20 protein-coding genes and 3 pseudogenes are annotated in these 24,365 nt (G+C 36.8%); 1 reads left to right on the top strand and 22 read right to left on the bottom strand.

Annotation, left to right across the window (positions count from 1 at the left end; translation table 11 throughout):
• Positions 1 to 7: 7 nt before the first annotated feature.
• The 10 genes and pseudogenes from srlA (SLH51_RS09140) to SLH51_RS09095 form a co-directional block, all read right to left on the bottom strand.
• Positions 8 to 553, bottom strand: coding sequence for a PTS glucitol/sorbitol transporter subunit IIC (srlA, locus tag SLH51_RS09140; RefSeq protein WP_335960848.1), 546 nt, complete (start codon positions 551 to 553; stop codon positions 8 to 10).
• 75 nt (positions 554 to 628) lie between these two features.
• Complete coding sequence (locus SLH51_RS09135) at positions 629 to 1,135, bottom strand: SDR family NAD(P)-dependent oxidoreductase (RefSeq protein ID WP_335960846.1); 507 nt, start codon at positions 1,133 to 1,135, stop codon at positions 629 to 631.
• 673 nt (positions 1,136 to 1,808) lie between these two features.
• Positions 1,809 to 1,928 (bottom strand): annotated as a pseudogene (locus SLH51_RS09130) (putative PEP-binding protein); the annotation flags it as partial.
• Between the two features lie 126 nt (positions 1,929 to 2,054).
• Positions 2,055 to 2,723, bottom strand: a complete 669-nt coding sequence (gene fsa, locus SLH51_RS09125) for a fructose-6-phosphate aldolase (protein WP_335960845.1) — start codon at positions 2,721 to 2,723, stop codon at positions 2,055 to 2,057.
• A gap of 54 nt (positions 2,724 to 2,777) precedes the next feature.
• Complete coding sequence (locus SLH51_RS09120) at positions 2,778 to 3,044, bottom strand: HPr family phosphocarrier protein (RefSeq protein WP_335960844.1); 267 nt, start codon at positions 3,042 to 3,044, stop codon at positions 2,778 to 2,780.
• A gap of 29 nt (positions 3,045 to 3,073) precedes the next feature.
• Entirely contained in the window at positions 3,074 to 5,092 is a 2,019-nt protein-coding gene (tkt, locus tag SLH51_RS09115) for a transketolase (RefSeq protein WP_335960842.1), read from the bottom strand.
• A 256-nt stretch (positions 5,093 to 5,348) separates the two neighbouring features.
• Positions 5,349 to 6,617: a PTS ascorbate transporter subunit IIC gene (locus SLH51_RS09110; protein WP_335960841.1), complete on the bottom strand. Its 1,269-nt coding sequence runs from the start codon at positions 6,615 to 6,617 to the stop codon at positions 5,349 to 5,351.
• A gap of 25 nt (positions 6,618 to 6,642) precedes the next feature.
• Positions 6,643 to 6,909 carry a PTS sugar transporter subunit IIB gene (locus SLH51_RS09105; RefSeq protein WP_335960840.1) on the bottom strand — a complete coding sequence of 89 codons (267 nt, stop codon included), beginning with the start codon at positions 6,907 to 6,909 and terminating at the stop codon, positions 6,643 to 6,645.
• Between the two features lie 17 nt (positions 6,910 to 6,926).
• Positions 6,927 to 7,193 carry a PTS sugar transporter subunit IIB gene (locus tag SLH51_RS09100; RefSeq protein WP_335960839.1) on the bottom strand — a complete coding sequence of 89 codons (267 nt, stop codon included), beginning with the start codon at positions 7,191 to 7,193 and terminating at the stop codon, positions 6,927 to 6,929.
• On the bottom strand, positions 7,190 to 9,256 hold the full coding sequence (locus tag SLH51_RS09095; RefSeq protein ID WP_335960838.1) for a BglG family transcription antiterminator: 2,067 nt from the start codon (positions 9,254 to 9,256) through the stop codon (positions 7,190 to 7,192). The genes SLH51_RS09100 and SLH51_RS09095 overlap by 4 nt, the downstream gene beginning before the upstream one ends.
• Positions 9,257 to 9,378: 122 nt before the next feature.
• Here SLH51_RS09095 and SLH51_RS09090 point away from each other — a divergent pair.
• A pseudogene (locus tag SLH51_RS09090) lies at positions 9,379 to 9,504 on the top strand (FMN-dependent NADH-azoreductase); the annotation flags it as partial.
• 630 nt (positions 9,505 to 10,134) lie between these two features.
• Here SLH51_RS09090 and pyc read toward each other — a convergent pair.
• The 12 genes and pseudogenes from pyc to SLH51_RS09030 form a co-directional block, all read right to left on the bottom strand.
• Positions 10,135 to 13,575: a pyruvate carboxylase gene (pyc, locus tag SLH51_RS09085; protein ID WP_335960836.1), complete on the bottom strand. Its 3,441-nt coding sequence runs from the start codon at positions 13,573 to 13,575 to the stop codon at positions 10,135 to 10,137.
• Between the two features lie 27 nt (positions 13,576 to 13,602).
• The gene (locus SLH51_RS09080; RefSeq protein WP_335960835.1) at positions 13,603 to 14,952 is read right to left on the bottom strand and encodes a glucose-6-phosphate isomerase; all 1,350 of its coding nucleotides are present in this window, start codon (positions 14,950 to 14,952) and stop codon (positions 13,603 to 13,605) included.
• A 111-nt stretch (positions 14,953 to 15,063) separates the two neighbouring features.
• Complete coding sequence (gene ptsP, locus SLH51_RS09075) at positions 15,064 to 16,779, bottom strand: phosphoenolpyruvate--protein phosphotransferase (protein ID WP_335960861.1); 1,716 nt, start codon at positions 16,777 to 16,779, stop codon at positions 15,064 to 15,066.
• 2 nt (positions 16,780 to 16,781) lie between these two features.
• On the bottom strand, positions 16,782 to 17,048 hold the full coding sequence (locus tag SLH51_RS09070; RefSeq protein ID WP_335960833.1) for a phosphocarrier protein HPr: 267 nt from the start codon (positions 17,046 to 17,048) through the stop codon (positions 16,782 to 16,784).
• Positions 17,049 to 17,097: 49 nt separating this feature from the next.
• Positions 17,098 to 18,060, bottom strand: a complete 963-nt coding sequence (locus SLH51_RS09065) for a sugar ABC transporter substrate-binding protein (protein WP_335960832.1) — start codon at positions 18,058 to 18,060, stop codon at positions 17,098 to 17,100.
• 143 nt (positions 18,061 to 18,203) lie between these two features.
• A complete protein-coding gene (locus SLH51_RS09060; protein WP_390183854.1) occupies positions 18,204 to 18,857 on the bottom strand; it encodes an HAD-IA family hydrolase in 654 nt (217 codons plus the stop codon).
• A 31-nt stretch (positions 18,858 to 18,888) separates the two neighbouring features.
• Positions 18,889 to 19,572, bottom strand: a pseudogene (locus SLH51_RS09055) (transaldolase family protein).
• 117 nt (positions 19,573 to 19,689) lie between these two features.
• A complete protein-coding gene (locus SLH51_RS09050) occupies positions 19,690 to 20,055 on the bottom strand; it encodes a PTS glucitol/sorbitol transporter subunit IIA (RefSeq protein WP_335960829.1) in 366 nt (121 codons plus the stop codon).
• An 82-nt stretch (positions 20,056 to 20,137) separates the two neighbouring features.
• Positions 20,138 to 21,148: a PTS glucitol/sorbitol transporter subunit IIB gene (gene srlE, locus SLH51_RS09045; RefSeq protein ID WP_335960827.1), complete on the bottom strand. Its 1,011-nt coding sequence runs from the start codon at positions 21,146 to 21,148 to the stop codon at positions 20,138 to 20,140.
• A 12-nt stretch (positions 21,149 to 21,160) separates the two neighbouring features.
• Positions 21,161 to 21,706: a PTS glucitol/sorbitol transporter subunit IIC gene (gene srlA / locus SLH51_RS09040; RefSeq protein ID WP_335960826.1), complete on the bottom strand. Its 546-nt coding sequence runs from the start codon at positions 21,704 to 21,706 to the stop codon at positions 21,161 to 21,163.
• An 18-nt stretch (positions 21,707 to 21,724) separates the two neighbouring features.
• Positions 21,725 to 22,150, bottom strand: a complete 426-nt coding sequence (locus SLH51_RS09035) for a transcriptional regulator GutM (RefSeq protein WP_335960825.1) — start codon at positions 22,148 to 22,150, stop codon at positions 21,725 to 21,727.
• A gap of 142 nt (positions 22,151 to 22,292) precedes the next feature.
• A complete protein-coding gene (locus tag SLH51_RS09030) occupies positions 22,293 to 24,233 on the bottom strand; it encodes a BglG family transcription antiterminator (protein ID WP_335960824.1) in 1,941 nt (646 codons plus the stop codon).
• Positions 24,234 to 24,365: the final 132 nt, after the last annotated feature.

The raw sequence follows: 24,365 nt of genomic DNA, 5'->3' as shown, positions 1-24,365 counted from the left end.
CCACCACCTATAATTGAACTGTATCTTTTAGTTTAATGTTTTGTTGTTTAGCAACATATGCTGTTGTCAAATCTGTTACCCAACCTCTTAAAAAGTTTGTTACAAGACCGACTAAGAAATAGCGAAGTGCTAGTTCAGTTACATCATGTCCTAACGTCGTAATCCCAGCTGCAATTCCTAAGAATACAAATAATTCACCTGGGTTTACATGTGGGAACAATCCGTTGTGTGTATGACATGAATACGTTGCAGCTGCATAGTAACTTGGTTTGTACTTTTCTGGTAAAAACCTACCAAGTGATAGAGTCATAGGGTTAGCTAAAACAAATGTCCCAACAGCAGGTAACACGAAATATCTTGTAACTGGATTTTTCCCAGATTTCTTTGCGAGCTTTTCTACTTTCTCTTCCCCCGTAAAGCGAATTAGTGCATTCATCGCAACGAGTAACATGATAAGTAGCGGAACAATTCCTGTTACTAGATCAACAAATACCTCTCCACCGTGCCTAAATAAATTCATAAATCCTTCTGCTAAACGAATAATCATATCCATAATATAAAACCTCCTTTTAAAGCTAGCGTAGTGCATAAATTTATTCGAACAGTTTTTTGTTGCTATTTTTTAATCTTACAAAAATACGCAACCGCTTTCAAAAATCCCTATTATCACTTTTGTAGCAGAGTAACAGCTTTGTCCAGCAGACCCTTCTTGACCTGCTTCCGATGAAACATTAATAATCACACCTTGTTTTTGCTTAAGCATCTCTTTAGCAGAAGCCTGTGCAAATAAATAAGGACCTTTTTGGTTTACTGCCACCATAAAATCAAAATCCTTTTCACTTAATTCATATTCTGTTTTTTCACCTTTGTCATCAACTAGCAGTCTTGGGAGGTTGACACCCGCATTATTTACTAGGATATCGACTGATCCAAATAATTCAACAGTCTTTGCAACCTTATGATCTACACTTTCCTTACTTATTACATCACACTTAACAAAATAGGCGCCGTTATCTTGTTGTCCTACTTCTCCATTCAAATCGGCAACAATTACTTTTACTCCACTTCTTACTAATTCATTGGAAATATTCAATCCAATACCAGAAGCACCACCGATTACAATCGCAACTATCAAGCCAAGTATTGTCCATCTTCTATCCCCCCATATCTTTTTTGTTATGAAAGCACTTTCAAACTATGTTAAGTATAAATTTTTTGTAAAGATAAATTAATACATACTTTTTCACAAAAAAGTGAAAAGGGTTGCATTATCATTTAAAAAACCATTTAATTTAGTACGTTTTAAAAATTGCAGCTGACTTCGGTTCTAAATTTTATCAGAAAGACAAACTTAAAAAACGAAATGCAAAATAGTTTGATCAAAACCCTCTTCTTTCATTTTTCAACAACAAAAAACACGCCTCTCAAAACCTGAGAAGGCGCGTTTTTAATATTTTTAGGAAATGACCCGTACTGAGATCGAACCAGTGACCTCCACCCTGTCAATGTCGAGGCACTTGTTTCCGTAAGGTGAAGGGTGTGCGTAAAGCCTATTGTAGTGCGGTTTTTAAAAGTGTGTAAAAACTCAAGTTCACTTTAAAAAACATAATTTACTTAAGTCTGGGATCAAATTAGTATCACAGACTTTCTTTTTATTTTAAAAATACCATGATATCTTTTGAAGGTTAGCTTTAAAACTACACTTATCTTTATACAATACATTCTTTATTTTAAACATGTCTTTCCTCCGTTAGTTAAAGCCCGTCGACCTTCCATTCGTGACCTTCCTTAGCTTTCAATGATAAATCCTTTAAAATAGAAGTAGCGCTCATAGAATATTCGTCTACTCCTAATCCAAGAAGGATAGGGACCGTAATTTCATCTCCAGCCATTTCTTCACACATCCCTACCCATTTTCCTTCATTTTTCAACGCATTTAGTCAAATTGGATAATCAAACTACCAACAGCCTAAAGTCTAATGTCAGAACCTTAGGCTGTTGACTTATATAAACACCTTTTTTAAAAATTTCCCAGACTAATCAAATGCTATTTTCTATTTATTATTCGCTTTCTCCCAATCAGCAGCGAATTTTTCTAGACCTTGATCCGTTAGTGGATGCTTAGAAAGTTGCTCAATAACACTATAAGGAACAGTTGAAATGTGAGCACCAGCCATAGCTACACGGGTTACATGATCTGGGTGTCGAATAGAAGCTGCAATAATTTGTGACTCTAAGTTTTGAATACGGAATAATTCAACAATCTTGCTTACTAATTGAACACCATCTTCAGAAATATCATCCAAACGCCCTAAGAATGGAGAAACATATGTGGCACCTGCACGGGCAGCCAAGAGTGCTTGGTTGACTGTAAAAATAAGTGTAACATTGGTTTTAACACCTTTGTCTGCAAGATAACGGCAAGCCTCTAAACCAGCTAATGTCATTGGGAGTTTAATCGTAACTTTCTCATCCCCACCGTTAATTTTAATAAGCTCTTCAGCTTGAGCGATCATTTCATCAGCTGTAAGCGCATCGGGAGTTACTTCAGCCGATACGGATTCTACATGTGGAACTGCTTGGCAGATTTCTGCAATACGTTCTTCGAATTTCACACCTTCTTTAGCTACTAAAGAAGGATTGGTTGTGACACCTGCTAAAATACCAATTCTATATGCTTTTTTGATCTCCTCAAGATTTGCTGTATCAATAAAAAACTTCATAGCCGCCTCCATTATTTTATTATTCTATTTAAATTATCAAACATAAAACGTATTTCATACACCTAGACCTTCTGTTTTCATCATTTTTTCTATAGTTGATAGCACATGTTCTTCATCATCGCCTTGAGCAATTATTTTAATAGTTTCTCCATATGGGATGGCTAACGCTAATACACCCTCTATGGATTTTAAACTCACCCAAATCCCTTTATACTCAAGTATCACTACTGAAGAAAATAGCTTAATCTTGTTAACTAATAAACTAGCAGGTCTTGCGTGTATTCCAGACTCGCTAGTTATTAGATAAATTTTTTCAACCATTTTGATCGCTCCATATAAGCTCTCTTACTTTATAATGTAACCCTCAATAACTCTCTTACTTTACACACGACATTGTCTACGGTAAAACCGTATTCCTTCAAGACCTTGGATTCTGCACCCGAAGCACCGAAAGCGTTAATAGCCAAAACGTCCCCATGGTCTCCTACATAACGCTCCCATCCTAAAGGTGATCCCATTTCAATTGCTAATCGTGCCTTCACATCGGATGGAAGGATTGATTCTTTGTATTCTTTTGATTGGGCTTCAAATCGATCCCATGATGGAAAACTAATGACGGATACTGGGATGTTTTCCTTAGCTAACTCACGCTGTGCTTCTAAAGCTAACTGCACTTCTGAACCTGTTGCCAACAAAAGTGCCTGTGGTGCCTCCGTTTCGGATTGAGAAACCACATATGCTCCTTTTCTGACACCCTCATAGGCATGTTCCTTCGTTCCGGCTATTGTAGGGAGATTTTGGCGAGACAAGATCAAAGCCGTCGGAGTTTCAGTAGATTCCATCGCAAGTTGCCATGCGGCTACTGTTTCATTTCCATCTGCCGGACGAATCACACTAATGTTCGGTAAGGCTCTTAAAGCAGCCAGTTGTTCAATCGGCTGATGAGTTGGACCATCTTCTCCTACCGCGACACTGTCATGTGTGAAGACATAAGTGACCGGTAATTTCATTAAGGCTGCTAAACGAATCGCGGGACGAAGGTAGTCAGAGAATACAAAAAATGTACCCCCAAACACTTTAAGACCACCATGCAGAGCCATTCCATTTAACGCTGCCCCCATTGCAAACTCACGCACACCAAACCAAATGTTACGTCCTGCATAATCAGTTGCAAAAAAGTCACCAGCATCTTTAATCGTTGTTTTGTTTGAACCTGCTAAATCAGCTGATCCACCAAATAATTGGGGGATGGCTTTTGCAATAGCATTTATTGTCTCACCTGAAGATGCACGAGATGCTAGGCTTGTCCCTATTTCATATGACGGTAGCTGATCTGCCCACCTTTCTGGAAGTTCATTATTGATAGAATAGTCCAACTGTCTAGATAACTCGGGATATTCTTCTTTATAAGCAGCATATAATTTATTCCACACTTCTTCTTTCCTTTGCCCTGCCTTCACTACAAGTGACTGGAAGTGGCTATATACTTCTTCAGGAACAAAGAATTCTTCTTCGAATGTCCACTTATATGCTTCCTTTGTTAGTTTTATTTCCTCTTTTCCTAGTGGTGCACCGTGTACATCAGATGTACCTGCAAAGTTTGGTGATCCATAACCAATAGTTGTTTTGACTTCAATCAAAGTCGGACGATTTAAATCATTCTTTGCTTCTTCAATCGCTTTTTGAATCTCCACCAAGTTATTCCCATCTTCTACACGAATTACTTGCCATCCGTAGGCGTTAAAACGGCTTTCTATACTTTCGGAGAAGGAACGGTTTAGGTCACCATCAAGTGAGATATCGTTTGAATCGTATAATACGATAAGTCGGCCTAATTTTAAATGTCCTGCTAGTGAAGCAGCTTCTGCAGATACACCTTCCATTAAATCTCCATCTCCACAAATGCTATAGGTAAAATGGTTAACCAGTTCGTACCCCTCTTTATTATATGTTGCTGCGAGATGACGTTCGGCCATAGCCATCCCAACTGCCATTGCAATTCCTTGTCCTAAAGGACCGGTCGTTGCTTCTACACCTGGTGTGTGTCCAAATTCGGGATGACCTGGTGTTCGACTATCCCATTGACGAAAGTTTTTAATATCTTCCATTGATAGATCATAACCCGATAAGTGTAATAGACTGTACAATAACATCGAACCATGCCCAGCTGACAAAACAAAACGATCTCTATTAAACCATGTTGGATTGTTTGGATTATGATTCATATGCTTGGCCCATAATTCATAAGCCATAGGAGCAGCTCCCATAGGTAAACCAGGATGTCCGGAGTTGGCCTTGTCAATAGCATCTATTGACAAGGTACGAATCGTATTAATTGCAAGGTTATCAAGTTCATTAAAATTGTTCATTATTTAGAGCTCCTCTATTTATTAATTCATCGGAATATAAATTTATTTAACAAAACTCTGCTAGATCCAAACTAAACTTAAAATCTACAAATCTTATTTTTTTAAACTATTTATAATGTAGTAATCAAAAAAACAGAATATTAAAAAGTGTTTTTTTCAAAGGTTTAAGAAATAATTGCACAGTGGAAAACTGTACAATTATTTCGATTACTTAATATTCTTACTATTATAGACTTATAGTAACTACTATTTTCTATTATGCTGCTCCAAATAGTTTCAAAATGGCTAAGATTAATATTCCAATTACTCCAAAGTCTGGATCTCCAAATGTTGTTCCTTCAAAACCAATATCCCCCATTAAAACTAATAAAACTGCTGGGATGAAACTAATAATAATTCCGTTAGCAAGTGAGCCAAATATAGCTCCGCGTAGACCACCTGTAGCATTTCCAAATACCCCAGCGGCTGCACCTGTAAAAAAGTGTGGCACTAAACCTGGAACAATTACCTTTAAACCCATAATAGGTAGAAAAAACATTGATAAAAGTCCAGCTATAAAGCTAAACAGAAACCCGATAATAACTGCATTTGGCGCAAATGGAAATACCGTTGGGCAATCTAATGCTGGCTTAGTATTTGGTGCAACTTTCTCAGCAATCCCCTTAAATGCAGGAACAATTTCTGCAATCAACATACGTACACCAGCTAGGATAATGAATACCCCTGCGGCAAACGTAATCGCCTGCATCAAAGAGAACACAATAAAATTCGATCCTCCCGAGAGGGTTGATTCAATATATCTTTGACCAGCAAACAACGCTACAACAACAAAGAATATTACCATAGTAAGTGAAACAGCTACTGATGTATCTCGTAAAAACCCAAGAGATTTAGGAACCTTAATATGTTCAGTTGAATTTTCCTTATTTCCAAACCATTTCCCAACTTTTGCAGAAATAAAGTATCCAATTGTACCAAAGTGCCCAATTGCAAAATCATTGCTTCCTGTAATTTGTCTTACATATGGCTGTATCATAGCAGGGAATAGCACCATACATAAACCTAGGATAATAGAACCGCTGATAACAAGCGGAGCACCTTGTAGTCCACCAACTGATAGTGTAACCGCGATTAAGCATGCCATAAACAATGTATGATGACCAGTTAAGAATATATACTTAAAAGGAGTAAAGCGTGCAAGGAGAATATTAACAATCATCCCGAATACCATGATAAGGGCAGTGAATGTTCCAAACTTGCTTTGTGCAGCGGCCACAATCGCCTCATTGTTTGGGATCACTCCTTGAACGTTAAAGGCATAGTTAAACATTTGACTAAATATATCTAGTGACCCAATAAGCACTCCCGCACCTGCTCCAATAATAACAAAGCCCATTATTGTTTTTAAAGTACCAGATACAATATCTGTAGTGGCTTTACGTTGTAATAATAATCCGATAAGGGCGAAAAGTCCTACCAGTATAGCCGGCGTCCCTAAAATATCTTTCATTATTATTTCTAACATAATCTTCTCCCCCTTCTTCTCTGTATTATAATAAATGTGGTTCTATCTTAGATATAATTTCTGGAATACTCATCATATTTTCTAATGTCACAATCGTTCGACTTCCATCATCCAATTGTCCTACAATATCCGCAGCACCACTGAAAAGATCTGCCTGTACGGTTCTTGCTGATGTTAAATCTGTATGATCTACTTCTGCTGTCTTTTCTATTTCCGTTAACGCTTTCTTCACATTCATTTCCATAATAAAACTGCTTCCTAATCCATTTCCGCAAACTACCATGATTTTCATGCTATTTCCCCCTTTTGTTATACTAAATGCGATTCTAGTTTAGATGTAATTTCTGGAATGCTCATCATATTTTCTAATGTCACAATCGTTCGACTTCCATCATCCAATTGTCCTACAATATCCGCAGCACCAATGAAAAGATCTGCTTGTACCGTTCTTGCTGACGTTAAATCCGTATGATCTACTTCTGCTGTTTTCCCCATTTCTGTTAATGCCTTTTTTATATTCATTTCCATAATAAAACTGCTTCCTAATCCATTTCCGCATACAACCATAATTTTCATGATACTTCCTCCTCTGAATATCTCTGAATGTAATCTAATAACACTGATTTATCTGGACTTTGTAAAATATCCTCGATGTTAGATGGTTCACCTAACATTTGTGTTAACTGTACTAATGCACGCAAATGTGACTCACTATCTGCAGCAGCCAATACAATAATTAGTCGAACAGGTTTATCTGGTGCAAAATCTACTGCTTTATCTAATTTCAAAAGACTCATTGATAATGAACGCACTCCCTGTTCAGGACGTGAATGAGGTATGGCTACTCCTGGAGTAATAACTACGTATGGACCATTATCTTCAATAGATTGAATCATGGCTTCTACATATCTTTCTTCTACTGTTCCTAATTCGACAAGAGGCTGGGATGCCACTCTAACCCCTTCTTTCCAATCAGAAACACGGGATTGCAATTGAATAGTTTGTGATGTGAGTAATTCTTGTAACACTGGTTTCTCTGCCCCCTCCAATGAATGTTTGTTTATTTTTGGTGTATGAATATATATATGTGACTGAAGAGCTTGTTCAAGTTGACTCGGTTCATGAATTGTTGCATATTGAGAAATAACTTTTAACAAGGAAGCAACATCCAAGTTTTTCGGTGTATATCCATACAACTCTTGCATCACTTGCTGACGTAGATTTTGCTTGTCCTGCATTTCTAAAATAGGCGGTACTACAAATAATGCTGCTTTTGTTCTAAGGTGAACAGTTGAAAACACTAAATCATATGATAGGGGATAATTAACTGTATCTCGAACGGATAAAACATCTAAAAATAAAACATCTGGAAACAATTCCCGTAAGGTAAAGACTAAAATATTACTAATCCCAATCCCATTTGGGCATACAACAATAGCTCGCTTTCGGTCGTCTAATGTAGTTCCTTGTCTACGAAGCCATCCTCCAAAGTGAATCGTAAAATATGCGATCTCATCATCTGGAACGGAATATTCTATCGCTTGGTCTACTGGCCATAAGGATTTTTTCGTAAGATGAAATAGCTCAGGGTATACCTTTTGAATCCGCTCAGTCATTGTATTTTTCAGTGAAATACGATACTTCATACGATAATACGCAGGTCTAAAGTGAACATATAGTTGTTGATAGAACAAATCCTTGTCCTGCAAGTGTATGCAAGCTAACCTTTCAAACTCTTCCACTATTTCTCGTAAGAGTTCTTGAATGACATTATCCTCTTGTAACGGGGATACATCTTTCGTTCGATTCATGCTTAATAGGTGTAAGGTTCCATACAATCGTTCAGTTTGATTCCAAACAGATTGAAAGACATTAGATTCTGTCATTTGCTTAACCAGTTTGTATTCCTTAGTAGAAGCCAACTCTTCCCAGCTTTGCATAGAAGATAAAGCTTCTCCCTTTTCAATTAACTGACCTGTACATAAAAACAAATAGGTCAGTTCTTGTAGTCGTTCATCAGTAAACGTAATGCCCAATTGTCGTTCAATTTGTTCCAATTGCAACTGTATAGAGCGAATTTGTTCTTCTCGATCTCCCCATATGCACTCAATAATGAGGTTACTACTTGGACTATTCAATACATCATGTATGAGTTTTTCCATAATGTATCTCTTAATGTTACTATCGCCTTTTACTACGTAACCATTCTGCTTAGAATATTGGATTTTAAGTTGTAGTAATCGAGCTTTTTCCTTAAGCTGTTGTATATCTTTCAACACTGTATTACGGGAAATTCCTGTGATTGATTGAAAGTGATATACAGATAAAGGTTCCAGACTAAGCAATAGCATAAGGTAAAAGACCTTTTCTCGATCTGCCTCTGAAAACACATAGGTGCGTTTAGTAAGCTTTATTTGCAAATGCTCATCTCGAATTTTATCAGGCAAGAAATAACCAACTTCCCGGTTATAACTTATAAGGTGATATCCAAGAGATTTAAGCCAGTCATTAGCTTTTCCTATACCATATTGTATTTGCCTTCGAGTAAGACCAGTTTTCACCTCAAGTTCACTCATCTTTAGATTGGGCGATTGCTGTACAATTTTTAGTATGTTAGCACTTCGTTCATCTAAATACACGCTGTTACCTCCCCCTTTCTTTACAATACAGTACCCTTTGCGAAAACTGTATTGTTTTTCGGTCCGTTTAATGTTCAATAGTCTGCACAATGATGTACTTGTAATAACTCTCGTTGGCTTCTGGGTTCTGGGGTATTACCAATCCTGAAACAGTTGTAATTGAAGGACATAACCAGTATACTGATCGCACACAAAAAATTATTGCAGACGGTTTAGAAAACGTTGAAAAAGTTGCTGTAAAATTTTAATTGAGATGGCTAAAAGAAAAACCAGCATGGTAGTTCATGCTGGTTTTTTGCACATCTGCACTCATCAACAAAAATATCCTCCAATGTCTTACAAAAGAGGGAAACCTAAAGTTCCCTCCTACTTCCACATTTACCTGATCCACTAAACCCTAAGATGAATATGTACAACATCTAACAGACTAGTTTCTTCTACATTCCTAGTTGGGTTTGTTTTTGATTCGATAGTCTGCTGCTAGAAAGAGAATCTTTACACTCATCGTTCCAATCTTTGGTATTCTTTGGTCTTTGATCGACAAGTGTATCTTCTCGCTTTAACGACTTACGAGATCAAGAGAGTGTGTAAAGTCTATTGTAGTGCATTTCCAGAGGTAGTGAAGAATTTAAAATAACAATAATAAACTTAATTTATTTAAGTCTGTGATCAAATTGTGATCACAGACTTTTCTAATAAAATAATCTCTATTTTTTACCGGGTTCAGTTTAGAAGTAGAAACTTGAAAAAGTAATGCCAATGTGAGTCCGATGCGCATATAATACTCTTTGTATGTTGATATATAAAGTGTTCAACATTTAAATTAGCATCCAACACTTAATAACGAAACATATAGATACAAACTTAATCATTTATTTCTATTTAAATTCAATTAGTAAATCTCCCGTTTGTATTGCTTCACCGTTTTTCACATAAACTTCCGCTATTTCTCCGTCAAAAGGAGATTGAACAGTGGTTTCCATTTTCATCGCTTCTGTAATCATTAAATGGTCACCTTTTTTTACTTGATCACCTTTTCCTACAAGTGTTTTTACTACAGTTCCTGGCATCGATGCACCAATTTGATTTGGATTTCTTTTATCCACTTTTTGACGAACAACCACACTCGATTTAACACTTTCGTCTTTGATCTTTACTTCACGCGGCTGACCATTTAATTCGAAATAAACAATCCGTTGACCATCATCCTGTGGTTTAGAAATCGAAATAAGTTTAACAATCAACGTCTTCCCACGCTCAATTTCTACTTCAATTTCCTCCCCAAGTCGTAATCCGTAGAAGAATGTTGGTGTATCTAAAACAGAAACATCGCCAAACTTCTCTTTAAATTGCTCATATTCCATAAAAACTTTCGGATACAATGCATAAGAGAGAATATCAAAATCAGTAACTTGACGACCCAACTCATTAAATAACGTTTCTTTAGAGTGATTAAAATCAACAGGTTCCATTAATTCCCCAGGACGGCACGTTATTGCCTCCCGTCCTTTTAAAATGATGTATTGAAGATTCTTAGGAAAGCCTTGATAAGGCTGTCCGAGTTGTCCTTGGAAGAACTCGACTACCGAATCTGGAAAGTCTAAAGTTTCTCCTCTCTCAAAGACATCTTCTTCTGTTACGTTATTTTGAACCATATAAAGAGCCATATCTCCAACCACTTTAGAGGACGGAGTTACTTTCACAACATCACCAAACATATCATTGACAGTGCGATACATTTTTTTCACTTCATGCCAGCGGTTTTTTAGACCAACTGCTTTAGCTTGCTGCTGAAGATTACTATATTGTCCCCCCGGCATTTCATGTTGATAGACTTCCGTATGAGGAGCGTTCATGCCACTTTCAAAGCCACTATAATATTTTCGTGTCGCTTCCCAGAACTCACTCAACTCCTCAAGTGACTCTATATTTACATCCGGTTGGCGCTCCGCTTCAGAAAGCGCATAGTATAAGCTATTCGCACTCGGCTGTGAAGTTAGTCCAGCCATCGAACTCACCGCAACATCAACGATATCGACACCCGCTGCAATTGCTTGCGAGTACATAAATAATCCATTGCCACTCGTATCATGCGTATGAAGGTGAATCGGAATATCAATTGTTTCTTTTAAAGTGGAAATTAATTGATAAGCGGCTTCAGGCTTCAATAACCCAGCCATATCTTTTATGCCTAAAATATGCGCACCACATTGCTCTAGTTCTTTTGCTAAGTCTTGATAATACTGTAAGTTATATTTATTTCTTAATGGATCAAGAATATCCCCTGTATAACACATTGTTGCCTCGGCAATTTTTCCAGAATCGCGAACAGCATCGATCGTTAACTTCATTCCGTCGACCCAGTTTAAACTGTCAAAAATTCGGAAGACATCGATTCCAGCATCTGCTGACTTTTTCACAAATTCTTGAATTACGTTATCTGGATAGTTTGTATAACCGACTGCATTGGAAGAACGAAGTAACATTTGCAGTAAAAGATTCGGCATTTTTTCTCGAAGACTGAGGAGTCTCTCCCACGGGTCTTCATGTAAGAAACGCATCGCCACATCATACGTCGCCCCACCCCAAATTTCTGTTGAAAATAAATTAGGGAGCATTCGAGCCGTCGATTCTGCAATTTGGTTTAAATCATGGGTACGTACCCTTGTAGCGAGTAACGATTGGTGAGCATCGCGGAACGTTGTATCCGTTAATAAAACACGTTTCTGTTCCTTTACCCAATTCGCTACTCCTTGTGCACCCTGCTCGTTAAGAATTTGCTTTGTACCATTTGGAAATGGTTCAGATGATTTTAATTCAGGTATAGCTGGCTTATCAAAAATAGGCTTTTTCATTTTTTCTAATCCTGGATAGCCATTAATACTTGTCTCACCAATAAACGTTAACATTTTTGTACCACGGTCTTTTCTTTTCGGAAAGACAAATAGCTCCGGGGTTGTATCAATAAAAGATGTATTATATTCTCCTGAAAGAAACTTCGAATGCTGCACAACATTTTCTAAGAAAGCAATATTCGTTTTTACTCCACGAATACGAAACTCTCTTAAGTTACGAAGCATTTTCGCTGACGCTTGGTCAAAAGTTAATGCCCACGTTGATAATTTGACTAGTAATGAATCATAGTATGGTGTAATAACGGCTCCTTGAAAACCGTTCCCTGCATCCAAACGAACACCAAAACCGCCACCCGAACGATAAGCGTTTATTCTTCCTGTATCCGGCATAAAGTTATTGCTTGGATCTTCCGTTGTGACACGAGATTGAATGGCATACCCGTTACAAACGATTTTACTTTGATGAGGAATACCTGCAACGTTACCATGAAGCTCTTCACCATCAGCGATCAAAATTTGCGATTGAACAATGTCAACTCCAGTAACCATTTCAGTAATCGTATGTTCAACTTGTACACGTGGATTTACTTCAATAAAGTAAAAATCCCCATCATTGGTTACAAGAAACTCTACCGTACCTGCATTCACATAGTTAATATTTTGCATGATCTGTACGGCAGCATCACAAATTCTCTCTCGCAATTCTTGGTTTAAAGAAACACTCGGTGCTATCTCTACTACTTTTTGGTGACGACGTTGAACCGAACAATCGCGATCATACAAATGAATGATATTCCCATGTTGATCGGCAAGGATTTGAACTTCAATATGTTTCGGATTTTCAACGAATTTTTCAACGTAAACTTCATCATTTCCAAAAGCAGATTTTGCTTCTGATTTGGCGCGATTATACGCTTCCCTCAGTTCGACTTCACTGCGGACGATCCGCATTCCGCGTCCTCCGCCCCCAAGTGATGCTTTTATAATAAACGGATAGCCATGTTCAAATGCAAATGCAACAACATCTTCTACACTTGAAACCGGCCCCTTACTTCCCGGGATAACGGGAATATTGGCCGCAATCGCTTGTTGTCTCGCTTTTACTTTGTCTCCGAACATATCAAGGTGTTCACTTTTTGGACCAATGAAAATGATCCCTTCTTGTTCACAACGTTTTGCAAATTCGATATTTTCAGATAAAAAACCATATCCTGGATGAATAGCATCGACGTCATTTCGTTTCGCAACCTCAATAATTCCTTCAATATCAAGGTACGCATCAATGGGCTTTTTTCCTAAACCAACTAAATATGCTTCATCTGCTTTGTAACGGTGGAACGAACCTGTATCTTCTTTTGAATAAATGGCAACCGTACGAATATGTAGTTCAGTACACGCACGAAAAATGCGAATCGCAATTTCTCCGCGGTTTGCGACTAGAACCTTCTTTATATATCTGGTCATTTGCTTCCTCCGTATTCCTCGTTTAGTTTACTTCTCCACTTCATTTAATAAACGCTTCATTAAAATGGTTTTCTCTTCTTCAAAACCTGGTTTACCAAGTAATGCGAACATATTCTTTTTATACGCTTCAACTCCTGGTTGATCAAAAGGATTAACACCTAACAAATATCCACTAATTCCACAAGCTTTCTCGAAAAAGTAAACCATTTCTCCAAATGTAAACTCATTTAATTGATCCAGTTCTACAACCATATTTGGCACTCCACCATCTACATGGGCCAATACTGTACCTTGGAACGCTTTTTTATTCACTTCATCCATTGTTTTTCCAACTAGAAAATTCAAACCATCGGTATTAGCTGGATCTTCTTGAATCGTTAATTCAGTCTGTGGTTTCTTAACCTGTATGACTGTCTCAATCATAGTACGTTGACCCTCTTGGACATATTGTCCCAAGGAGTGTAAATCTGTTGAAAAATCAACAGAAGCAGGAAAGAGTCCTTTATGATCTTTCCCTTCACTCTCCCCAAATAATTGTTTCCACCACTCTGCAACATAATGAAGAGATGGTTCATAGTTTACTAACAGCTCAATTGACTTTCCTTTTGAGTAAAGAGCATTTCTTACAGCTGCATACTGGTAACATTCATTTGTTAATAAATCCGAATTATTATATTTACGAGCAGCTGCCGCGGCTCCATCCATCATTTGATCAATATTTAGGCCAGCAGCAGCAATTGGTAAAAGACCAACTGCAGTCAGAACGGAAAATCTTCCACCTACATCATCAGGGATTACAAAAGTTTCATAACCCTCTTCGTTCGCGAGTTGTTTCAATGCTCCTTTTTCTTGGTCTGTGGTAACATAAATACGGTTCTTCGCTTCTTCTTTACCGTATTTTTGCTCAATATAGTCGCGGAAGATACGGAAAGCAATAGCAGGTTCAGTAGTAGTACCAGATTTAGATATGACATTAATTGAAATATCTTTACCTTCCAAGATCTCTAACAAATGAGTTACATAAGTAGAGCTAATATTTTGACCAGCAAAATACACTTGAGTAGTATTGCTCATTTGATTGTGAAATGTATGCGATAATGATTCAATCGCGGCCCGTGAACCTAAATAAGATCCTCCAATCCCTATTACAATAAGAGCTTCAGAATTACCACGTATTCTTTCAGCAGCTTGTTTAATTCTTGAAAATTCGTCTTTATCATAGCTATTTGGGAGGTCTATCCACCCAAGATAATCAGACCCTGCACCTCTTTTTTCATGTAAATTGGTATGGGCTACTGAAACAAAGTCTCTTAGGTTCTCTACCTCAGATTTTTGCATAAATGGTAATACGTTTGAATAATTAAAAGAAATAGGCATTATTTTTCATTCTCCTTTGGTCTGATTTATAGTTTAAACTTTAATTTTGATACATTTATCTGTTACAACTTCTTGGTTCAATAACAAAAGCACTTGATTGGTATTCATTTATTAGGTCAGAAACTTCCGCTTAATTAACTCTTCCACTTCTTGAGCAGATTTCATATTTAGAATTTGTTCTATTACATTGCTGACTTCAACTCTTGATAGTTTACTAATTTGACTTCTTGCCTGTAAGATAGTAGTCGCGCTCATGCTAAACTCATCCAGCCCTAGTCCAAGTAAAATTGGAATCGCTACTTCATCCCCTGCCATTTCTCCACACATTCCTACCCATTTTCCTTCATTATGTGCAGCATCAATAACCATTTTCACCAATCGAAGAATAGCTGGGCTATATGGTTGGTAAAGGTAAGAAACACGTTCATTCATACGATCGGCAGCCATTGTGTATTGAATTAAATCATTGGTTCCGATGCTAAAGAAGTCAACTTCCTTTGCAAATAAATCTGCCGTCACGGCAGTAGATGGAATTTCGACCATTATCCCTATTTCAATATCGTCGGATATAGTGCTACCTGCACTCTTCAGTTTTTCTTTTTCTTCTAACAAAATAGTTTTTGCTTGGCGGAACTCATCTAGTGTCGCAACCATAGGAAACATAATTTTTAAGTTTCCATACATGCTTGCTCGTAATAAAGCACGAAGCTGAGTGCGGAACATGTCTTGCATTTCTAGACAGAGTCGCAGGGCACGGAATCCTAAAAACGGATTCATTTCTTTTGGAAGATCTAAATATGGAAGCTCTTTATCTCCACCAATATCAAGTGTGCGTACAACAACAGGCTTCCCTTCCATACGCTCTAATACCGTTCGATAAGCTTCAAATTGCTCTTCTTCTGTTGGTAGTTGGTTGCGGCCCATGTATAGAAACTCTGTACGGTATAGTCCGACACCTTCGCCACCATTTTCAAGGACTCCCCTCACGTCATCAGGAGTACCAATATTAGCAGCTAGTTCTACGTGATAGCCATCAGCTGAAATCGTACTTTCATTTACGAGCTTTGCCCACTCTGCTTTTTGTTCTTCAAACTGAGCCTTTTTCTTTTCATATTCTTTTACTACTTCTGAGGAAGGATTAACAATTACATTACCGTCTATCCCATCAACAATGATTAATGCACCATTTTCAATCTCTTGTGTTACTACTTTTGCGCCGACTACAGCAGGAATTTCCATAGACCTTGCCATAATTGCTGAATGGGAAGTTCGACCACCAATATTCGTCGTAAACCCTTTCACATATTGACGATTTAATTGAGCCGTATCTGAAGGCGTAAGATCTTCTGCAACAATCACGACTTCCTCAGAAACCAAACTTAAATTCGGGACGGAAACGCATAATAAGTGGGCGATGACACGTTTTGTTACATCCCGGATGTCAGCAGCACGTTCTTTCATATAGTCATTTTCCATCTGTTCAAACATAGAAACAAACATATCAGCAATCTCTTTTATTGCTCCTTCAGCATTCATGCTTTCATTTTTAATTTTTTCTTTTACGGGAGTGATTAATTCTGGATCGTTTAATACTAATAAATGTGCTTCAAAAATCTCGGCTTTATCAGCACCGAGTTCCTGATGCGCATGTTCTTTTATTTTTTGAAGTTCCAATTCGGAATGATTAACTGCATCCTGAAAACGTTTAAGCTCGCTTTCAGTATTTTCGATTACTGTTTTTTCAATTTTTAATGCCGGTTCTTCTAAGCAATATGCTTTTGCAATTGATATCCCTGCCGATGCACCAATACCTTTAATACTATGAATCATCATATTGCTAACCCCTGTTTTTCTAAAGTCTCAGTGATTGCTTCAAGTGCTTCATTTTCATCTGAACCTGTTGTAACGATTTTTATTTGAGCTCCTTCAGGAATTCCAAGAGACATAACACCCATAATTGACTTTAAATTTACACTTTTCTCTTTATATTCAAGATTTACTTCTCCATTAAAGCGACCCGCGGTTTTAACTAAAAGCGTTGCTGGTCGTGCATGAATTCCCGTTTTATCAATTATTGTAAATGTTTTTTCTGCCATATTCGTATTCTCCTTTTTATAAATGATTAAATAACTCCTTATTAAGCCATTATTTTAGTTTAGTAGCTAGAAAATTCATTCGGTCTACCGAGTTCTCTTTAATTATGATATCTACCCCAGTATCCAATCTATCTTCAGAGAGCTTTCCCTTTATCGTATTAAGTGCATGCAAAACACTTAAATATCCCATTTCAAAAGGATTTTGAGCTATAGTAGCACTGATTCTCCCCTCTGAAACTTCTTTTAACATCTTCAATGTACCGTCCGTACCAATGATAGGGATTTTGTATCCATTTTTCTCTAATTCCCCCATAGTATTGATTGCAATTGTATCGGTAGCTGCAAATATCCCTTTAATGTTTGGATACTTCTGTAATATTTCATCTATTGCTATTTCTACTTCTCCCGCTACGTTATCAGCAGACCGTTCCGTAACAATGTTGACCCCAATGGCCTCCAAAGCATTTCTACTCCCTTTCAACCTTTTAACCATATCAGGGTTGACGTTAGTTGAATGAATAAACGCCACTTGATTCCCAGGCTGCAGCATAGAACCCAACAATTGTCCAGATCTTACACCTAGATCATAGTTATCCGTACCTATATACATTGTCTGACCATCCCACTCTAATTCGGTATCAACAAGCAGTACAGGAATATTGTGATTCTTATATTCTTTTAAAATAGGAATAATCGGAGTAGGTTGAATGGCAGCAACTATCAGTGCATCAGGTTTTGATTGCAGAACATCTTTTAAAATTTCTATTTGTTCTGTGACTTGTAAATTATGAGTACCAATCACTTGCCCCTGAATCTTAAAGTCTTTAAAGGCTTTTTTAGCTCCTTCACTTACAATTGTCCAATACTCTGACTCAGCTTCTAATGCTTTCAAAACAACAACAACCCTAGGCTTCCTGTCATTCACATGAGAATTTACAATATTTATTACTAAAGTAATAAGCGCTACAGTGAAAAGAAATTGAAATATCAACCGCTTTTTAAATGTAAACATTCATCTATTTCCCCCAAATACGAAAAGTCTAATCAATAACCTATTTCAAAGCTTGCTGAGTAGTAGAAATGGCTGTTGCTAATGTTATAACTTCTTTAATGTTTTATCGACTTCCAATTGTTTATAAAAGTTGAATAAATTAGTTATATAGATTCTATAACTTCAATAACGTTAGAAAGTGTTTTTTCTTTCATACTTATTATTCTCAAATGGTAGTTTTCAAATTGAAGATTTTCAGTTACTTTGTTTGGAACAATGACACAGTTTAATCCTGCCCCTATTGCAGCCTTAGCTCCATTTGCTGAGTCTTCAAATGCAATGGCTTCAGATGGGTGTATTCCGAAATGGTTAATTACGTTGCGATATAAAGTTGGATCTGGTTTTACTATCTTTACATCATCTCGAGTTTGGATGACATCAAAAAAACTTAGCAACTGTAGTTCTTGTAAGAAAAAATCGACCCATTCTCTATTTGAGCTTGAGGCTAATCCTATTTTCAATCCTTTGCTTTTGGCTTCTTTTAAATAATCCTCAACTCCATCACGAGCGATTGCATATTTTAGTTTTTCTTTATGTAGAATAGATGACTCTTCAATTATTTCCTCAAGTGTCATTCTTCCATTTGCTTTTTCTAGAATAAAGTCATGTAACGCACTTGAATCGGTACCAATGTAAAAGGCATAATCCTTTATTGGTAGTTCACTAGGATCTAATTTTAATAACTCACAAAAAGCTTCATATAGGGCTAATTCTGTATCTATAATTAATCCATCAAAATCAAAAACGATACCCTTTATCATTTTTTCACCCTCCAAAAATTAAATTAAATCATTTAGTTGAAATTAAATTCATACTTTCCTCACCGTATAAATCTAACCATTCCTTTTTAAATTGCTTAACATTCGCTTCAATTGACGGTTGCCCGATCATTTCCTCTATTAATTCAGGTGCAGTCGTAACACCATGTACTCCAGCTAAACATACATTGTGTATTTGTTGAACATTTTTAAAACTCGCTGCTAACACTTTACATGAAAGGTTATGGCGTAAAAAAATCTGAGTTATTTCAGATACTACATTTACCCCATTTCCAGATAGATTATCAATTCGGTTGACATACGGGGCTACATAGTCAGCACCTGCTTTAGCTGCTAAAAATGCATTCATTGGAGTGTATACAATTGTAGCCAATGTTGGAATGCCTTCAACTTTTAGCTGCTTTATTGCTTTAATTCCTTCTTTAGTAACAGGAACTTTAATTAATACGTTTCACGATAATGTGTTACGAAGATACCGTGCTTCCTCAACGATATCTTCTGCCCTTTCGGCTAATGCTTGAACAAATAGTTCTTTCTCCTCTCCAATTACACTTCTAATTTCTTTTAATAATGGAAGGAATGGTTTTTGCTCTTTTACAATTATACTGGGATTCGTTGTTACTCCATCAATTGGGTAATATTCATTTAGCATTCTGATTTTCTCAATGTTTGCTGAATCAATGACTAACTGCATGATCGGCACGCCCTTTCGAGGATAATATAATAGAATAGCCTAACTCTTGATGTTTCTTCATATGAAGATAATGCAACAAAAGTTAAGCTATAGTGATCTTTTCCTATTTCATTTCTATTACTTCGCGAAAATTTGAAGTGAGTCACCTGGGTTAACTTCACTAATTTCTATATCCTCTAAATAAAGTGAACCAGGTAATTCTGGAGTAGTTGACCCATCAAATTTTAAAGTTATATGGCCAAGAGAAGACAAATTCTTCTCCACAGCATCACCTACAGCTGTAATTTTGTATTCCTTTTCGCCTAATTGAAGTGTGTCTCCAACTTCAATGTCTTTTTCAACTCCATTTACATCTATTAACAAACAATAATCTGCTAATTCGGCTGGTGCATTATCCCCAAAAAGAATAAGCATTTTTTCACCAAGAAATTCTGATACGGAAGGACCAATTTTATTAATCTGAGTTTTATATTTTGTTTGCATGTTCATTCTCCTTTTTTCATTCAAATATTTTTTTATATTTTCAAGATTCTACGAAGTGTAGAATCCAAATTCCCAAAAAGTATTAACTATCGTATAAGCCAAAGCTAGCCAACCACGCAATAAAGACTGTTGGTGCCCCTGTCAAGAACCTTGAATAAAGAACGGATGGAACCCCTACTTCTACTGTTTCAACCTCAGCTTCTGCAAGACCCAATCCTACTGGAACAAAGTCTGCTGCAGCTTGAGAGTTAATGGCAAATAAAGCAGGTAATGCTAAGTTTGCAGGGATATTTCCTTTCCCAATTTCAACCCCAATTAACGTTCCAACTACTTGCGCAATCACGGCACCAGGTCCTAAAAAAGGGGATAGGAGTGGAAAGGAACATATAAGTGCGATGACAATTAATCCCCAAATGGAACCAGCATATGGTGATAAGTATTTTGCAAACAGATCACCAATACCAGATTCGGTAATGACTCCAATCAGCATGGCAACAAACGCCACAAATGGAAGGATTGTCTTAATGACTGTATCAATAGCATCGCGTCCTGCTTGGTAAAATACACTTGTAATTGACCCCATTGCCATTCCGACTCTTGCCATAAACCCTTTTGGTGCTTGTTGTTCACTGATCTTCTTTTTTGTACTATACTTTCCTTCCTTACTTTTTGCTTCTTCATTACTTACTTGTTCAGTCGTTGATTGCGGTGCTTCAGAACCTTCAGTGAGCTGAATATTCCCAACTTTCACCCCAGAAACGTAAATATCTTCTGTGATATGTTTTGCGAGCGGGCCACTTTGACCGGTAGGCATAATGTTAATCGTTGGAATTTTTTTTTGAGGATATAATCCACAGCGTAGCGTTCCACCACAATCGATAATCACGCATGCCATTTCCGTTTCTGGAACGGATGTTTTAAAGCCATCAACTAATTCACAGCCAGTTAATTCTGCAATTTTATCGGCAATGTCGGGTTTTTGCCCTCCAGTAATATAAACAACTTTGTTTTTCTCTGGTGTTGGGGTTATTTGTAACGGTCCTCCAAATCCCCCCGCACCTTTTGAAACTTTAATTGAATGATATGTTGTCATTTTTTCCACCACCTATAATTGAACTGAATCTTTTAGTTTTATGTTTTGTTGTTTAGCGACATATACTGTAGTCAAATCTGTTACCCAGCCTCTTAAAAAGTTTGTCACAAGACCGACTAAGAAATAGCGAAGCGCTAATTCAGTTACATCATGTCCTAACGTCGTAATCCCAGCAGCAATTCCTAAGAATACAAATAATTCACCTGGGTTTACATGTGGAAACAATCCATTGTGTGTATGCGTTGAATACGTTGCAGCTGCATAGTAACTTGGCTTGTACTTTTCTGGTAAAAATTTACCAAGTGATAAGGTCATAGGATTCGCTAAAATAAATGTACCAACAGCAGGTAACACGAAATATCTTGTAACTGGATTTTTCCCAGATTTTTTTGCGAGCTTTTCTACTTTCTCTTCCCCTGTAAAACGAACTAATGCATTCATCGCAACTAGTAGCATGATAAGTAATGGAACAATTCCTGTTACAAGTTCAACAAACACCTCTCCACCGTGTCTAAATAAATTCATAAATCCTTCAGCTAAACTAATAATAAAACTCATAGGTTATTTCTCCTTTTCTTATTTCTTCTTAGGAATCAGATAATCAATCCAGCCCTTTTTTACTTGTAACTCACCGCCCTGAGAAATGATGTCATAACTTCTTAAAGCGTCATGAATGGCAAGTCTAGTTAATTTATCAACACCATTAAAGTCTTCCTCTGAAATTTTCAGAAGATATTTTCCTTCAAAACCCTTTAATTCCCTCACACGAGAGAAAACAGTAACACCTTGCATTTTTGCTGCTTTTAGAATTTTATTTCTTTTATCAATACATAACATCACAACCGTACCAGCTCGAAACCTGCCTGTTTTTTTACCAATTGCTACTCGCCCCATCGATCTCATTTCGGCATACTTTTTATTAAAATGCTTAATTTGAAAAAAACCAAGTATACTCTGGACCAGCCACGCTACTCCTATCAAGACAATTAAAAACCAAATCATCTCATCATCCCTTTTCTATATGATGTTTTTCACGCTTGACTTTCTAAACTATAGAATTTTTCTTCCCTATATTAATGAGAGTCTAATTGTACTTCCCTTTTAAAGCTAGCGAAGTGTCATATTCCAAGTTTACATAACTCAATTAATCTCTAGTGTCAAAGAATACACTTGATTGTTTGAGGAGTTGAGTTAGTTCTTGATGACTAGTTGTTTGAGCCAATTTTTCAACTAACTGTTTGTCAGTAGCTATTCGAATAATTTCATCATAAATTTTCACTAACAGATGCTCACTATTTTCGGTTTGTTTTTCCGGTATCCCTAATAGAAAGACAAGCTTTATTTCCTTTCCATCAGCCATGACTGTTTCAGGAAAGATACCCAATGCAAGTTGTATTCCATTGGACTCGTGGTTAAACGTATGCGGTAATGCTATATGGTTATCAAAAACCATCGATCCTTTTTCTTCTCTTTTTTTCAATCGTTCACTAAAACCATCGTCAAGGTAACCTCTTACCACTAAATCATCTATCATTTTACCCACATTTTCTTTATAGCTTTTTGTGCTATTCAACGTGAAGTATTTTTCTTCGTTAAGTAAATGCTTTACGATCGAGTCATGACTACTACCTTCTTTTAGCTTTAACTTTTGCATATAGGTTACGTTTTCAATTTTTCTTGAAATACTATTCTCATCAAAGATTTCACTTATCATAATTAGGGGTGTATTAGTTTCAAATGGTAAGTTAACTGTTGAGAATACAATGTCATAATTTGCTAAAAGGTTTTGAGTAACCTCTGTTTCAGAATAAAGGTCTATTTTTGTATTTTGATTAAGAATGCGTTGCAACTGTATTGACACTAATTTTGCTGTCCCTCTACCAGTCCCACAAATTACTGCTGCCTTCTGCAAACGTTTAACCTTAATTTCACTCTGAGCAATAAAAACACCAAAATAAAATGCAATATAACCAAGTTCATCATCAGAAACTTCAAGATCATATTTATTTTCAATTACTTTTCCAGCAATCTCAGCCATCCTAAACGCTACAGGATATTTCTCCTTTACATCAGCTAGCAAAGGGTTTTTCAAACGCAAACCAAACATCAGCCGATTTAGCATAAAAGTTAGATGGAATAATAAATCATTAAAGAAGGAATCATTTTCTTGAATGATTTCCTTATTAAAACCAACCTGTTCGACAATCAATTCTAAGAGATTTCTTATATCCTCAGTTATTGTTACATTAGCCAACGTACGGTTATTTGTTGGTGTCCTTCGTCCTGCAATAGGTATAGACATAAACAAAACTTCATGCTTAGGAATCTTAATTGGCAATTGACGTTCAAGTGCAGCGGCCAATTCTAGTCCAATTTGATAATCTTTTGTATCCAATAACCTCTCATGTTTCTCATTTAGCTCTTTAAGAGGATGATTCTTTAAAAGCCGGTCCAACATCACAATGACAAATTGCGTTAATCTAGTTTGAGTAGTGGATTCCAAATCATGTAGGTTGGAGATCCTCACAATTTCATCGATAACGTCCTGGTCTAAAGGATAGTTACCATACAAAAAATCAAATACGTTATCTAAAATAAAGAACCGAAGCTCAAGTTCCTTATAACTTAATTGCATACCACTATTTGGTTTGCCATGAATCTTTAGATTATAGGTCTCTAAGGCCACTGAGGCCTTTTTTAATTCATTTACAAGAGTCGTTCTTCCAATATTCATTTCAAACGCCAATTCATCAAGTGTATAAACCTTTTCACTGTTTATGAGCCGATCCATGATCAGTGCAATTCGATGATTGGGTGAGTCCTGAAATACCCTCTCTGAATTATTTTGGCTAACCAAATCCTCAAACAATTGCTCATCTTCAATAAATAACCGATAACCTTTTCCTTTTTCTTTCACTAATGATGCAATTCCATTTAAATCGCTATTTATCTGCTTAATGTCATTTCGGACCGTTCTCGTACTAACGCCCAATGTTTCCGCAAGATTACTTAAGGTGCTGTACGTTTTCTTTCGGGCTATCTCGATTATATGGAAATTCCTTCCTTCAATCTTTAAATCAGACATTTTATCACCTCTTCTGTTGAAAAATGAATGCCAGACATTGACAGAAAACGGTAATGAACTAGCATTGCTGCCCCTATTTCCTGTCCATGTCCCATCCAAAAAGGCTTAAAATCTGTCTTCTTTACCCTAACC

This window comes from Halalkalibacter kiskunsagensis (assembly GCF_037027555.1).
Lineage (GTDB): Bacteria > Bacillota > Bacilli > Bacillales > Bacillaceae_D > Halalkalibacter > Halalkalibacter kiskunsagensis.
The sequence above is the reverse complement of the archived record's forward strand: the minus strand, read 5'-3'. Positions and strand labels throughout refer to the sequence as shown.

What these genes read in the sequence shown, in the direction of transcription:
- SLH51_RS09120 (WP_335960844.1), bottom strand. Translation starts at nt 3,044, where the DNA reads ATGGTTGAAAAAATTTATCTAATAACTAGCGAGTCTGGAATACACGCA.
- fsa (WP_335960845.1), bottom strand. Translation starts at nt 2,723, where the DNA reads ATGAAGTTTTTTATTGATACAGCAAATCTTGAGGAGATCAAAAAAGCA.
- SLH51_RS09080 (WP_335960835.1), bottom strand. Translation starts at nt 14,952, where the DNA reads ATGCCTATTTCTTTTAATTATTCAAACGTATTACCATTTATGCAAAAA.
- srlA (WP_335960826.1), bottom strand. Translation starts at nt 21,706, where the DNA reads ATGAGTTTTATTATTAGTTTAGCTGAAGGATTTATGAATTTATTTAGA.
- SLH51_RS09030 (WP_335960824.1), bottom strand. Translation starts at nt 24,233, where the DNA reads ATGTCTGATTTAAAGATTGAAGGAAGGAATTTCCATATAATCGAGATA.
- srlA (WP_335960848.1), bottom strand. Translation starts at nt 553, where the DNA reads ATGGATATGATTATTCGTTTAGCAGAAGGATTTATGAATTTATTTAGG.
- srlE (WP_335960827.1), bottom strand. Translation starts at nt 21,148, where the DNA reads ATGACAACATATCATTCAATTAAAGTTTCAAAAGGTGCGGGGGGATTT.
- SLH51_RS09070 (WP_335960833.1), bottom strand. Translation starts at nt 17,048, where the DNA reads ATGGCAGAAAAAACATTTACAATAATTGATAAAACGGGAATTCATGCA.
- tkt (WP_335960842.1), bottom strand. Translation starts at nt 5,092, where the DNA reads ATGAACAATTTTAATGAACTTGATAACCTTGCAATTAATACGATTCGT.
- SLH51_RS09050 (WP_335960829.1), bottom strand. Translation starts at nt 20,055, where the DNA reads ATGCAAACAAAATATAAAACTCAGATTAATAAAATTGGTCCTTCCGTA.
- SLH51_RS09065 (WP_335960832.1), bottom strand. Translation starts at nt 18,060, where the DNA reads ATGTTTACATTTAAAAAGCGGTTGATATTTCAATTTCTTTTCACTGTA.
- SLH51_RS09110 (WP_335960841.1), bottom strand. Translation starts at nt 6,617, where the DNA reads ATGTTAGAAATAATAATGAAAGATATTTTAGGGACGCCGGCTATACTG.
- pyc (WP_335960836.1), bottom strand. Translation starts at nt 13,575, where the DNA reads ATGACCAGATATATAAAGAAGGTTCTAGTCGCAAACCGCGGAGAAATT.
- SLH51_RS09105 (WP_335960840.1), bottom strand. Translation starts at nt 6,909, where the DNA reads ATGAAAATCATGGTAGTTTGCGGAAATGGATTAGGAAGCAGTTTTATT.
- SLH51_RS09100 (WP_335960839.1), bottom strand. Translation starts at nt 7,193, where the DNA reads ATGAAAATTATGGTTGTATGCGGAAATGGATTAGGAAGCAGTTTTATT.
- SLH51_RS09035 (WP_335960825.1), bottom strand. Translation starts at nt 22,150, where the DNA reads ATGATTTGGTTTTTAATTGTCTTGATAGGAGTAGCGTGGCTGGTCCAG.